General features: G+C 65.4%; 11 protein-coding genes and 2 pseudogenes. 8 read left to right on the top strand and 5 right to left on the bottom strand.

The window, feature by feature from the left end:
- Positions 1 to 215: 215 nt before the first annotated feature.
- Complete coding sequence (locus ABZW96_RS27580) at positions 216 to 437, bottom strand: hypothetical protein (protein ID WP_355078526.1); 222 nt, start codon at positions 435 to 437, stop codon at positions 216 to 218.
- A 154-nt stretch (positions 438 to 591) separates the two neighbouring features.
- Here ABZW96_RS27580 and ABZW96_RS27575 point away from each other — a divergent pair, with 154 nt between their 5' ends.
- From ABZW96_RS27575 to ABZW96_RS27545, 7 genes and pseudogenes are all read left to right on the top strand, one after another.
- On the top strand, positions 592 to 2,355 hold the full coding sequence (locus tag ABZW96_RS27575) for a transposase (RefSeq protein ID WP_355078525.1): 1,764 nt from the start codon (positions 592 to 594) through the stop codon (positions 2,353 to 2,355).
- A 131-nt stretch (positions 2,356 to 2,486) separates the two neighbouring features.
- Positions 2,487 to 2,951, top strand: a complete 465-nt coding sequence (locus ABZW96_RS27570; RefSeq protein ID WP_355078524.1) for a hypothetical protein — start codon at positions 2,487 to 2,489, stop codon at positions 2,949 to 2,951.
- 57 nt (positions 2,952 to 3,008) lie between these two features.
- A pseudogene (locus ABZW96_RS27565) lies at positions 3,009 to 3,134 on the top strand (group II intron reverse transcriptase/maturase); the annotation flags it as partial.
- 77 nt (positions 3,135 to 3,211) lie between these two features.
- On the top strand, positions 3,212 to 3,460 hold the full coding sequence (locus ABZW96_RS27560) for a group II intron maturase-specific domain-containing protein (protein ID WP_355078523.1): 249 nt from the start codon (positions 3,212 to 3,214) through the stop codon (positions 3,458 to 3,460).
- Positions 3,457 to 4,119, top strand: a complete 663-nt coding sequence (locus tag ABZW96_RS27555; protein ID WP_355078522.1) for a group II intron maturase-specific domain-containing protein — start codon at positions 3,457 to 3,459, stop codon at positions 4,117 to 4,119. The genes ABZW96_RS27560 and ABZW96_RS27555 overlap by 4 nt, the downstream gene beginning before the upstream one ends.
- A 118-nt stretch (positions 4,120 to 4,237) precedes the next feature.
- Positions 4,238 to 4,672: pseudogene (locus tag ABZW96_RS27550) on the top strand (IS30 family transposase); the annotation flags it as partial.
- Positions 4,673 to 5,073: 401 nt separating this feature from the next.
- On the top strand, positions 5,074 to 5,814 hold the full coding sequence (locus ABZW96_RS27545; RefSeq protein ID WP_355078521.1) for an excalibur calcium-binding domain-containing protein: 741 nt from the start codon (positions 5,074 to 5,076) through the stop codon (positions 5,812 to 5,814).
- 774 nt (positions 5,815 to 6,588) lie between these two features.
- Here ABZW96_RS27545 and ABZW96_RS27540 read toward each other — a convergent pair.
- The 4 genes from ABZW96_RS27540 to ABZW96_RS27525 all read right to left on the bottom strand — a co-directional run bounded on the left by ABZW96_RS27540 (position 6,589) and on the right by ABZW96_RS27525 (position 12,133).
- Complete coding sequence (locus ABZW96_RS27540; RefSeq protein ID WP_355078520.1) at positions 6,589 to 8,763, bottom strand: hypothetical protein; 2,175 nt, start codon at positions 8,761 to 8,763, stop codon at positions 6,589 to 6,591.
- Positions 8,764 to 9,195: 432 nt separating this feature from the next.
- Complete coding sequence (locus ABZW96_RS27535; protein ID WP_355078519.1) at positions 9,196 to 10,494, bottom strand: hypothetical protein; 1,299 nt, start codon at positions 10,492 to 10,494, stop codon at positions 9,196 to 9,198.
- A 68-nt stretch (positions 10,495 to 10,562) separates the two neighbouring features.
- On the bottom strand, positions 10,563 to 11,666 hold the full coding sequence (locus ABZW96_RS27530) for a site-specific integrase (protein ID WP_355078518.1): 1,104 nt from the start codon (positions 11,664 to 11,666) through the stop codon (positions 10,563 to 10,565).
- The gene (locus tag ABZW96_RS27525) at positions 11,663 to 12,133 is read right to left on the bottom strand and encodes a hypothetical protein (protein ID WP_355078517.1); all 471 of its coding nucleotides are present in this window, start codon (positions 12,131 to 12,133) and stop codon (positions 11,663 to 11,665) included. The genes ABZW96_RS27530 and ABZW96_RS27525 overlap by 4 nt, the downstream gene beginning before the upstream one ends.
- Positions 12,134 to 12,357: 224 nt before the next feature.
- On the opposite strand from ABZW96_RS27525, the gene ABZW96_RS27520 reads away from it, so the two are divergent.
- Positions 12,358 to 13,224 carry an expansin EXLX1 family cellulose-binding protein gene (locus ABZW96_RS27520; RefSeq protein ID WP_355078516.1) on the top strand — a complete coding sequence of 289 codons (867 nt, stop codon included), beginning with the start codon at positions 12,358 to 12,360 and terminating at the stop codon, positions 13,222 to 13,224.
- Positions 13,225 to 13,227 lie beyond the last annotated feature (3 nt).

The following is a 13,227-nucleotide window of genomic DNA, read 5'->3' as shown; positions in this document are numbered from 1 at the left end:
ACCTGGGAGGGCGTATGCGTGTCGAGCTACAGCTGTCCTCCAGGCATTCTCATATCGCGCAGTCAACCAGTGGCCCGCGAGCCAGAGGGTTATCGCGAATAATAAGAACCCGCAGTTGACGATGATTTGTGACGGGCCCTGCATGAACATTAGGCCCGCAGCGTCTATGAACAAGACTATACCCATCACGCGAGCATACTGCGGCAGGAAAGTCCTCATCGGTAGCCGCCATTGTGTGTGTAAACCGGTAAATTCGCTTGAGCCTCGTCCCGTGCCAGATATATGAGAGTAGGAAGCATCCATACCATCGCGCCAGCCAGCAGGGCGCCAGCTCCGGTGACCAGGAGTTTGGTGACAGACAGGCGGTCCCTTGCAGCTGACTGTATCAGTGTGAAAATCGAAATAATCGCGATCAGGATCACGCCCACGATCCGCACCCAGCTCAGTATGCTGTACAGAAAGGATGTGAGATACATTGTTCATCCATTCAATCTAGCGTTGAAATGCTCTATTTTCTTCGGCTTCAGTCTTCGCGGTTCAGTTTCGGGTGAGTTCGACCAGCCGTGTTGGTTGAGGTGGTAGAACTGCCGAATGGCAGCGAGATCGACACAACCCGGCGAGGCCCAAGCGTTCCTCGCGTCGACACAGGCCAACCAACGCCGCTATGAAGCGCTGCGGGCATACTTCGTCGAGGGCCTGTCCTACGAGCAGGCCGGAGCGCGGTTCGGTTACACCCGGTGGGGGATGGTCAACCTGGTGCGGGAGTATCGGGCAGGCAAGCTGGAGTTGTTCGCCCCGTTACGCAAACCCGGGCCGCCGCCCGGTAGGGCGCCGGCCAAGGAACGGGTCCGAGGCCGGGTTATCGAATTGCGTCGCGAGGGCCTGTCGACCTACGAGATCTCCGCCCGGCTGGCTGTGGAGGGGACCCCGCTCAACCGCACCGGTGTCGCCGAAATCCTCACCGAAGAAGGCTTCGGCCGGCTGCTGCGCCACCCGGAGCCGGTCGCGTCGGTCAACCCGGCCACCCTCGGCCGCGACACTCGACTACCCCGCACCGGCACGCTCCACTTCGCGGCTTGGCCGGCCAGAGTCGAAACCGGCAAAGCCGGGCTGCTGCTGTTGATCCCCGACCTGGTTGCCCTCGGCCTGCCGGAGCTGGTGGCCGCGGCCGGGTATCCGGGTACCGGGGTGGTTCCCGCGGTGTCGTGGATGTTGTCGCTGTTGGCGTTGAAACTGACCCGCACCCGCCGGGTCTCCCATGTCGACGACCTGTTGATCACCGACCCGGCCGCGGCCCTGTTCGCGGGGCTGTCGGTGCTGCCGAAGAAATCCGCGCTGACCGCATACTCCTATCGCACCGACCGCGACCATCAACGCCGGTTCCTCGCCGCTCTCGACCGGCGGATGATCGATACCGGGCTGGTCGACGGGCAGCAGGCGATCTTCGATCTGGACTTCCACGCGGTCGTGCACTGGGGAAACGACCCCGTACTTGAGAAACACTATGTGCCCACCCGCTCCCAGCGTGCCCGGTCGGTGTTGACGTTCTTCGCCCAGGACAGCGACACCCACAACCTCGTCTACGCCAACGCCGAGATTTCCAAGGCGACCCAGGCCCGCGAAGTGATCGCGTTTTGCGACCACTGGAAAACCGTCACCGGCAGCGATCCCGCCATGCTGGTCATGGACCAGAAAGTCACCACCCACGCCGTCCTGGGTGAACTGAACGCCCGCGGCATCGATTTCCTCACCCTGCGCATGCGCTCACCATCCCTGGTGAAATACATCGACGCCCTGGCACCGAAAGACTTCCGCACCGTCACATTGAATCGACCCGGAAAGTTCAACCGCCTCAAGGTCAACGACACCACCGGCGTGCGCCTGACCGGCTACCCGGCCACCGTACGCCAACTCGTAGTCACCGGCCTGGGACGCGACGCAGCCACCGTCATCATCACCAACAACCACACACTATCGGCCAAAGCAATCATCGAACGCTACGCCCGGCGCATGACCATCGAACAACGCCTCGCCGAAATCATCCAAGCCTTTCACGCCGACGCCCTCTCATCCACGGTCAACCTCAACGTCGACCTCGACATCATGTGCTGCGTCCTGGCCCAAGCCCTCACCGCCGCCCTCCGCAATCGCCTGCCCGGCTACCACAACACCACCCCCGACGTGCTGCAACGCCGCTTCCTGGAAACCCCCGGCACCATCACTATCACCGGCGACACCATCACCGTGCGCCTCGACCGACGCGCCTACACCCCCACCCTCCGCCAAGCCGACTTCCCACAAAACACACCCGTACCCTGGTGGGAAAACCGCACACTACGATACGAATTCACCTGAAACCAAAGAGCGCGCGCCGCCGACACCACAGGGAAACCGACCACGGCCTGGTCGAGGGTACTGTCACCCGCTTCAGCGCTATGGCAAGTGTGGCGTTGACGCGGGGTACTCACATCAACCATGCTGGCCGGATGTCCGAAGGATCGGCTCCGCGCATTCCCTGCGTCCCGGACGACGTCTACGCCGAACGGTGTCGCGTTGCGGAACGGGTTTGCGCCGAGCTGCGCCGTGCCGGTCTGCACGCGAGCGGGCGCAATGACGTCCGCGAGCTCAGCAACGGCGGCGCGCTCGTGCAGGCATTCGAAGAAGAGGGACCCGGCGTGCTCGTGGAATGGTGCGTCAGTGACGAACTCAGCCGGGCTCGACTCGGCCTCGACGAACACAACGAATCCGATGACGATGCCCTCTTCGCCGCCGCGCAAAGGTTGGCCGAGATCGCCGATGGCGGTGAGACTCCGGCAATCATGCGGCACGCTGCCAGAGTCGAGGAACTCATGATGAACACCATCATCGATATCCTGACCTCGGCCGGTCTCAACGCTTACGAGGCCAACCACTACCCATACGTCTTCGCCATCCGGGTCGAGTGCCCGTGACATCGATAAACCAGGTTGTGTCCAACCTCCTGCGTGGAAATCCGCGCTAATCTGTTCATGCACTACGCGTTCGACGCCTGGATGGTGCGGGAGTTCCCGAACATCGGGTTCGAACGCTACTACGACGACGCAGTCGTGCACTGCCGCAGTGAGTCTCAAGCCCCGCGGGTGCGAGACGCGATCGCAGCTCGCCTGGCGCAGGTCGGTCTGGAGTTACATCCGGACAAGACACGCATCGTGTCCTCGACGACCTTGCGCACATGTTCAACAGCGTGGTGCAGGGATGGATCAACTATTACGGGCGCTTCTACCGCTCCAGGTTGCTCTACTTCCTTCGGCGGCTCAACCGGCATTTGGTGCGGTGGGCCGGCCGGAAATACAAACGACTGTATCGCCGGGAACGGCGCGTGATGGCATGGCTGGCAGAGATCGCCCAGCGGTCTCCCCGTCTGTTCGCGCACTGGAAACTCGGTGCCCGTCCTGACAATTGGGCAATGGGAGCCGGATGAGCCGAGAGGTTCAAGTCCGGTTCTACGAGAGCCGGGAGGTGCGATTCCTCCCGGCCACTCACCTCGTGATCATGGTGGCCGGCACCGAAGCGCACGCGGAAGCGTTATGGGACGAGGTCGCGCAGGTGATCGCCCCGTTGGAGCTACGCCTGTCGGCAGAAAAGTCCCGGGTATGCCACCTGGACGAGGGGTTCGACTTCCTCGGGTTCCGCATCCAGCGGCGCCGGAAGAAGGGAACCGCCAAGATGAGTGTCTACACCTACTCGTCGAAGAAGGCTCTGGCCTCGATCATGGCGAAGGTGCGGGCACTGACGAAGAACGCACGTCATCACGGCCTCACTGACCTCCTCGGACGCCTCAACCCGGTGCTTCGAGGATGGTGTGCGTATTTCCGCCACGGGGTGCCGAAAGCGACGTTCGGGTATCTCGATGCGTTCGCCTGGCATCGGGTAACCCAATGGTTGCTCAAGCGGCACAAGCGAATCACCTGGGCGGAGCTCTACCGGCGTTTCCTGACCGGCAGGCCAGGCAACCGTCCGGCAGCAGACGGGATCGTCATGTTCGACACCACCACCGTCGCGGTTATCCGCTACCGGTGGCGGGCGAACAACATCCCCACACCATGGTCCGGCAACGCGGGAACCACGGTTCCCGCATAGCAGTGGCAGTCCGTGGAGCGCCGGATGCGATGAGAGTCGCACGTCCGGTGCGGAGGGCGGGCCGGGGAAACGGACCAGGAGCAATCCTGACACCGCGCCCCGGTCCGACCCCTACGTCATCGGCGCCACCAACCGCTCGGCCATCGCGACCCTGGTCGAACGATCCAGCCGCTTCGTCGTGCTGGTCCACCTCGGAGCAGACCGCAGCGCCGACGCACTACGCGACGGCCTCATCACCACCATCTCGGGGCTGCCTGCCCAACTGCGGGGCACCCTCACCTGGGATCAAGGCGGTGAGATGGCCGAACATCGCGCCTTCAGCAACGCCACCGACATGGCCGTCTACTTCTGCGAACCGGGCTCGCCATGGCAACGCGGCAGCAACGAGAACACGAACAGGCTGCGCCAATACTTCCCACGCGGCAGCGACCTCCGAGTTCACACACCCGCAGCGCTGCAAGCAGTCGCCGACAAACTCAACAACCGACCCCGCAAATGCCTCGCCTGGCAAACACCCACCGAAAGACTCAATGCTTTACTGAACGCTTCGTAGTTCGAACCGTTGCGACGACTACTGGAATCCAAGCAAGCCGGAACCTCACAGGTAGCCGCTGCCGCCGGGGATGCCGTGACCAATTCGCGTCTGTTCCTGGTCGTGATGACCCCGAGGGCGACGACAGGCGTACCCGGGCGCTTGATGTCAGTTGACAGCCCAGACCGGGTTTCCGGGCAGCCTGCTTCGGCTGTCGCCGAGCGAACAGGTGGATGCCCGCGTTCTGACGGTGCCCGAAGCATCGCGGGGGCTCAGCCGACGCTGGATTGGCCCGACATCACCGACAGAGGCGGACACTGACCGTCCGCGCCCAGCTCCGCGCGAAGTGAGGGCGAACCCCTATCCAGCGCAGCGACTTCCGAGGTGCCAGATGTGCGGAGTCTCACCGTCGAGACTGCTGGATGGGCTCAGAGGCAACACGAGTCGAAAGAAGGGATACGGTCCAACCGGCAAGGACCCCGACGATCGGGCCGAGGCGAAGCACAGGGCCAAACCAACGGCGTTGGATACCCGAAACACAACCCGGGCCGATTCCGATAAGGCTGGCAGTTCCCGAGCTGCACACCACGCAGAATCTGCGGGACGGAACCACAGCCGACAACGCAAGGTGCAATGCCATGGCGGTGCGTCATGGCTGCACGTCACCCTTTCCGTCGACGCGGCGGCGTGCACCTGTGCTCGGACGTACACCCCTACCTCGGAAAGTGACCATGACATCACCACGGCGACACGCTGCCGCTCTCCTTTCGTGCGCGGCAGTGACGCTCGCGGCCGCCGCTTGCGGTGCCGAATCCGCGTCAACACCAACCACCACAACACCGGTCACGACATCAGTCGTATCCGCTGGCCACACGACACTCCTGCCGCCGACAACCACTGCCGCACCACTGCCGCCGACCACACCGGAAACGACCATCGCCCCCACCTCGCCGCCAGCTGCGGTCGCGCCTGCCCCGCCCGCGGCAGTGGTACCGACACCTCCGGCGGCGGCCGTGCCGGTGCCACCGCGACCGGCAGCTCCCAGCGTCTACTACTCCAACTGCGCCGCCGCCAGGGCCGCGGGCGCCGCGCCGCTACGGCGGGGAGAACCCGGCTACAGAGCAGAGCTGGACCGCGATAAGGACGGCATCGCCTGCGAATAGGGCAAACCGACGCTGTTTGCGCTGGCGCGGCAGAGCAAGTGCGGCAAGACATGCTCACCGTTTCCGCGGCTCGGAATGCCCTCGCGGATTCCTGCATCAACGAGGACCTGCGCCTTCCACCGGAACAACATGGCAGGCGAGAACCCTGTCTCGGCGACGGGCTCGCCGGCACGCAGCCGAGCGCACACCTGCCGTCGCATCGCCAGCGGAAAGGACTTCGGCATCGTGACCTTTTGCGGGTCAGTCTGCCTCAACTCTCGTAACCGCAGACCCCTGAGCGGGGGCCAGATCAAGTGGTCTCACTCATCGGGGACAGGTCACTGGCAGTTCGTGGATTGAGCGGCTGAAGCGGCCCTAATTGCCGGCGCTGCGAGTTGGGCCGCCCGCTGGGCCGGGAAGCTGCACACGCTCGTCGCAGTCTCTACAGCTCCGGCAGATCGTTCGTACCGTAGACCCCGAAGTTCTCACCCCGCAAGTACGCTGCATGCTGAGCGTCGGCGCGCGCCGCGACTTTCGGCAGCAGTGTCGCGCCACCTGCCACCGCAGCAACCCGGCGCAGGCCGCCATGACAACTGCCCCGGCGATCGAGGCAGGGAAGTTCTCGGTGGCGTTGTTGACGAGGCCCCCGATCAGCAGGCACAGACCGTCCCTGATTCCGATGCCCGCCAACAGCTTCGGGTAGGTCCGGACCAATTTGATCAGTTCCCGCACCGACTGCGGCCGGGCGTTCGGGTTCGCCCACCAATACAGGTAGGGAAAGGGCGTCGCGTCACTTCATCGGCTCACCGGCTCGGATTGCCCGGACACGTGCGTCCAAGATGGTGAACGCCGAAGCAGCGATGCGGGAACGGTGGAAGCTACTTGCACACCGGTGGGGCGCTCGTAGATGACGGTCGAGTCCGTCGCGATCAGCCAACGCCCACCCGCGATCGGCGTAGCGGAGGTCTCCACGTAGATTTCGGCTGCTGCGCGCAGGTAGCTCGCGCGTGAGTGCACGCGCGCGCGTTCGCGGACCGTGCCGGTCCAGGTGGGCGCGCGAGGGCCGGACGACTCGAGTGATGCGCAATCCCTGTGATTCTCGGAGACAGTCACAGGGGGCGTACTGTGCGCGGTCGGTCTCGGGGCGGCGGGGGCAACCTTCGTCGCGGGGGATAGCACCGGCGTCGCCGAGTCGATCACAACGACATCGGCTGGCCGGGGACTGCGGGATGCCAGGGCGGTACCCCCGCTCGAGTTGAGTTGTTTTCCACTTCCCTGATTGCGGTGTTGCACAACTGGCGTGCGAATGGGATTCATCGGTGTGGAGGCGGTGGTGTGCGCTACATGCCTACCGGTGCGTCTGTCGTGTCGGGTGAGCCACTGCTTCCATGCCGTGCGGTCGCGTCGGTGACAAGCTAGGCGTCGGATGCGCTGCTGGCGAAGGCCGTGCGCGTGGGCGATGTCGTCGAGACTGGTTGGTCCAGGTTGCAGGTGGTCGTGGGTGTGGTTGATGAGTCCGGCGGTGGTGAGGACAGCCAGTGCGTTGTATCCCGCGCTGGGACTGACCGATGCCGCGGCGAAGACATCGGCCGGGGTGGTGAGCCCGTCGTGGGTGACGAGTTCGTGGATGCGGCGACAGTGCAGCCCCAGGACGCTCCAGGCGGGATGCACGGGTTCGACCCACGCGCGACTCAGTTGCGTCGGGCTCGGGCGGATAGGTTGGTCGCTGTGGTGCGGGGTGACCAGGGCGTAGCGGTCGGCAGCGAGTCCGCGGCCGGTGCGGGTGCGCAGGATCGGTGCGCCGGGCATGTCGCGTAGTTCCCTCAGGACGCCCCACACGGTGGATTCGGGTAGGTCGCCAGCTGCCAGTGCTAGTGACCTGCCACCGAACTCGACGACGGGCACACCGCGCGCGACCTGCCCTCCGACTGCGGAAGCCCATGCCAAGGCTTGCAGCACCGCAAGCACCGTCCACCGCCGCGGGGACCGCGGCCACTGCGCGTGCACCCACACCGTCGCGGTCGCCAGCCACCGCTGCTGCAGACGCGCCGCCGACCGGAGCCGGGGTACACCCCCTGTGTCTTTTTGCTTGTGCGCGACGGGCAGGAATTCGGGGACGGTGAGCTGGGCCCACCGGCAGGCGGAGAGCCAGTCGCGGCGCATCGCGGCGTCGGCGCCGCGACCGTAGCGACGGTAGGCGTCGGCGAACCCGCGCCAACTGCCACCAGCGACAGGCAGTTGCGCGCGCACGTCGAGGTAGGAGTAGCCGCGCACGACCGCGGCGGCGAGCACGGATTGGCGTGCCGCGGAGCGATCCAAACGGCCCGCGCGCGTCGTCCACCGGCCGTCGGTGGGGGCGGCGCCGTCGCGCGCGAAGTCTTGGATGGTGGGGGAGAGCGGGCTGCGGCGGCGGTATTGCGCGCGCAGCCGCGCGCGCTCACCCTCTCCTTCCCACAACTGCACTTCGCGCGTGATGTCGGCGGCCGCGCGCGGCACGCACGGGATCGCGCATGACCCGCGCGCGGTGCTCACCGCGTGTGCGGTCCCGGCCACCAGGTGTCGCATGCGGGCGACGAACCCGGGCGCGGATCGGGTGCGGAGGGCTTCGAGGGCGTCGTCGAGGCTGTCGTCGAGGCGGCGGTATCCGCCTTGCTTGCAGCGCGATCCGGGTGGAGTGATGCAGCCGGTGGCGGCGTTGAGCATCGGTGTGATGTCCAAGCTGGGCAGCCGCGCGGCCAGTGCGCGCACAAGGGATTCGGCTTGCGCGAGGCCGAGGGTGTCACCGACGGGCAGCGGGATAAGGATGTGGCGGCCGCCGCTGGTGGAGCAGTCGGTGATCGCCCGGCCTCCCGCTTCCCGAACCCATCCCAGGCAACGCTCGACATCGCGCTCGACCGCCACGGTGCCGCCACGGGCGCTGTCGAAATCCAAGACCAGCAGACGGGTCCGGCCGTCCCGATAGATTGGCACCGCCGCAGGCTGTTCGGGCAGTTTGCGGGTCAGTGTTCGGGCGCGGTCGTTGTACCCGTCAAGGCTCGGGTTCCACAGCCGCATCGAGCGGCGGGCAGCCAGTAATGGTGCGAGCCGAGCGAACGCTTCGTGCGCGGCAGCGGCCTCATCGTCAGCCGTCAGCGAGGCGGGGTTTTCGGTTCTTCGGGGTAGCTGCGCGGGTGGCCGGTAGGAGATGGTCCCTGTGCCGTCGGGGGCGTTTGATGCCGTGGCAGGGCGTGCGCTACCCTCGGAGGTGCCTTTCATGAGCAACCTTCGGGTTGTGTTACAGAAGTGCCCTCAGTTGCAGCTGGGGGCCTTCGTCATATCTGGAGTTGTAGTGAGCTGAGGCTCACGAGAGCGCGAGGGTGCGCGGCGTAGTGTGCGACTAACACGCGCACCCTGGCCGTCGCTTTAAGCGGGGCTGGCCGCGGGCCCCACCCCCTGCCTGGATCCGATTCCGAAGCCCATCGACTCGGCGCGACCCACGATGCGATCGACCGTCGAGCGGGTCCACTTGACGCCCGTGATCTGACTCAGTTCGGTCGCGATTGCGTTGGCGTTCACCCCACGCTCAGCAAGCCGCAGGAGCTCCTCGATCTCCGTCTCTGGCTTCTGAGTCAACCTGCCACGCACCAACTCCCGTGCGATGCGACAGCATTGGTCAGGCTCTGACACATCGATCAGCACCCATTGCGGCATCTCCACCTGTTGCTGCAGCAGCGCCTGGTGGTGAGGCGGGGCTCGGACCGGATCCACGGAAGGTTCGGTGGTCGACGCCACCAGGCCGGTCGCATGTGCAGGGGGTGTAGTGGTGTGCGCCGTGACCGTCGCAAGGTAGTCGTCCACATGCAGGGGGCGAATGGTCTGGTCGGCGCCATGATCGCCGTCCGCACGATCTGTGGAGTCCGACGTATCGTCGGGGGTGCCGGTTGTTCTGACCGTGTTGATGAGCTGGGCGTAGCGGGGGGCCAGCCAGGCGTGCAACCACATCAGGACAACCACCATCACCGGCGCGACCGCATACTCGGCGGCGCGGCCGAGGTTTCCTGCCGCGAGATGAGGCCCGCTGTTGAGGCCGACTGTTGCGGTCAACAGGCAGGCTTCGAACAGCAGGATCTTGCGGCGGTCGACCGTGACACCCAGCCGTGCGGCGGTCGCGGCCTGTGCCATCACTTCCAGGATCGGCACCGAGATCATCGCCTCGATGCCGAACGACAGCAGCCACAACAGCCACCAGGACGCACCTGTCGGTCCGCCTTCGGGGGCGAGGTTGCGTCCGACGTTCACCGCCGACCACACCAGCCCGACGACGATGACCGCGCGCAGCCGCAACGACGACCACGTCGCGCGACGGTGTAGCGTGCCCTCCAACGCATCCGCGCTGGTGGCACGACGACGCTCGGCTCGCGCACGCGCATGCCACCGCAGCTCCCGCTGTTCACTGGCGCGAATCCGCTCCGCGGTGCGCCGCGAGCGATTCTTTGATGCGCGCTCCCGGCGAACCTGGCTCTGACGATCGCGCCGGCCCTGCGCCCGAATCCAGCGGTGCAGCTTTTGCTCGGAATCGAGCTCGCTTTCGTCGTACGCGTCGTAAAGCGCCGGATCTTGCAGAGAAGGCAGACACGCCTTCGCCGCCGCGAGGCGGCGAGCAAGCTCATTCGGATCCAGTGCATCAGCGCGGCGCCTACGCCGACGCAGCAGCCATGGCATGTGTCGCCTTTTCCAGGCCGGCTGGGGCCCTGAGCTGGTAGTCGGGTCCGGATCGCGGGCGGAGATATTCACCTTGAAAGTTCCTCCGTGTAAGCAGTGGCGACCTGGGGAGCCACTGGGTGCGGTTCTCCGGTCAAGGCCGACAGGGCGTAAGCCACCTCTTCGCGGGTTGCGCGGGTATAGATCGAGGTGGCGCCGTCACTGTGGTTGTCGGCGTGTCCCGCATAAGCCTTGGCGACAGCATGACCGAAATTCCGCTCTACCCATCTCAGCGTGGTGTGACGCAGCCAGTGACACGTGATTCCTTGCTGCTTCACCCACGGCAGCTGCTCGCCGATCTGCCGCCACATGATGACGAATCGCGTCGCAGTGATCGGAGCGCCGTTCTTGTAGCGGAACAGTCTTTCGTCAGCGTTCCTGCTGATCGGTCTGCCGTTTCCTGCTAGCCGGCTTTTCCCGCTCCGCAAGTGAGCGCGGGATGCGTGGTGGTCCAGTAGCGCCCGCATCAGAGTCGGTGATACAGGTTGCCAGCGCTCGGTGTCGCCCTTCTCGCGAAGCCGAACGAGGCATTGGTCCGGATCCAAATCCTGCTTCCTCAAGGCCAGGATGCCGCCCCGTCGACAGGCGGTTTCGGTGCACATTCGCAGAATCAGTGTGGTCAACTCAGGTTCATCGCCATACTCGGCCGCGACACGGTTGATCTCCGCGAGTCGATCGGTCGGTATGGCTCCACGACTTGAGGAGCGTCTCTTCGGCTTGACCAGCGCGATTGCAGGATTGTCCGCAGGACTAATCAACTTGTCATCGACTGCGTGCCGGTATAGGCAGCGGAGTGCGTTGACCGCCACCTGCGCAAGGGCGTACCCACCGCGATCAGTGCGCCGGACTGCGCGTTGCGCCTGTAATGTGCCGATGAGTTGCTTGAATTCCGTGATGGTCGGCTCATCGAGTCGGCGATCCGGCCATGCCGCGACGACTTTTTTCCAATAGCACTTGTAGTTTTCGCGGGTAACGCCGGGTGGCATGGCCGCATAGACGACGGGCACATACTCGGCAAAGGTTGGTACCGCTCGCTTCGACTGACCGGACGTGAGATCCTCGAGACTTACTCCCAATCGTTCGAGGAGTAATTGAGCGGTCTGCACTTCGGCGCTCGATGCTGATGGTGTCATCGGCCCTCCTCCGAGAGAGGAGCTGTTTGCAGTTCCCGCCTGATCATCGCATCGACGGCGGCAGGGCCGAACATAGAGAGCACGCCTTCTTTAAGGTCTGCCGCGAGAAGGATCCGGTCGAAGGCGCGAATCCCGGCCTTGCGCCGGAACACGGCTGGAAGTCGGAGGTCACCAGCTGCAGTGATCCATAGTTCAGGATCTCCGAAGCTGCTGACGACAACGACCTCGCCCTCCAGCCTGCCCCCGAGCCGCATGCCGGGGCGCCAGCCGAGAGCGGGAAGGAGCGCCTTGTCGATCACTCGGCCTCTGGCGTCCACACGGCGAACACTGCAAAGCCACCGCGGCTCTTGCCGAGACGGAGGCTGATACAACGTGGTCAGCGGACGATCGTTCCGAGAGTTGGACAGCGCAGGAGCTGCAGCAAGCGGGCCGCCGCTGGGCACGATGGGCGGCAAGATCTTGTTCACGACAGCCACCTCTCACCGACCGGCCGCGGGGTGAGTAGACGCAGCCGTTGGTATGAGGCGTTAGATGCGTTGTAGAGCGCTTGCCAGGTTGCGAGTTCGCCACGAAAGGGTGCTCTTTCACTGTGAAGAATTTTCGTTCGCTGTGCGCGCGAGCGGCCGGGCTGCTTTCCTGGTGAAGTCAGGATGGACAGTCCGCGAGGAGCCGAGCCGGAGTCGGGGAAGCGATGCACCGGGTACCGATCCAAGAGCGGCCATTCCGTTCCGAATGGCTATGGTTTGCGGCGGGCGCGCTGGCCACCGTCGCGGTGGTCGTCTGGCTGGTGCGGCCGTCGGCGCCGACCTGCGCCGCGGCGCATCCGCTCGACGAGGTGTCCTCGCCGTCCCGATTTCCCGTGTCCGCCGTGACTTTCGCGCCGATCGGGCCGGACATGTCCGCCGAGGTGCGCTACTACGTCTTCGGCACGCGGACATCGTGTTCCTTCCGCGAGCTGCCGCCGGACGGCTACTATGCCGGGCTTTCGACCCGCGACTACGGGCGCGCCGATCTCTGCGGGGCATTGCTGGACATCGCGGGCCCACGGGGGTCGGTCCGCGCGCTGGTGGTCGACCACTGCCCGGCATGCGCTCCGGGACAATTGGATCTCAGCGCGGCGGCGTTCGAGCGGATCGCCGATCCCCGCGACGGAGTGGCGCGGGTCGGCTACCGTCTGGTCCGCGATCCGCAACCGGCGCAGGAGCTGACCTACGAGGTGAAGCCGGATTCGTCCGCGTCCTGGTTCGGCATCCTGTTCGGCGGCACCGGAAACCCATTGCGCGAGGCGGCTGTTCGTCCGGGGGAGGGTGGGCCGTGGCGACAGCTCAGCCGACGGGCCGACAACTACTGGACCCTTTCCGGCGCCGGGCTGGGCCCGTTCACCGCGCGCGTGACGGACGTCTTCGGCAACGAGGCCGAGATCACCGATGTGCGGGTGGAACCGGGGCGATACTCGGCGGGCACCCGGCTCTATTCCGGCGCGCCGTCGTTCACGTCGTCGCCGTCGCTGGCAACCGCGACAGGGCCCGTCACGGTCGCGTCCGGCTGTCGACGGTAGCGC

Origin of the sequence: Nocardia sp. NPDC004168 (genome assembly GCF_040610355.1) — a bacterium.
GTDB lineage: Bacteria > Actinomycetota > Actinomycetes > Mycobacteriales > Mycobacteriaceae > Nocardia > Nocardia sichangensis.
This window is presented reverse-complemented; position numbering and strand designations above follow the sequence as displayed.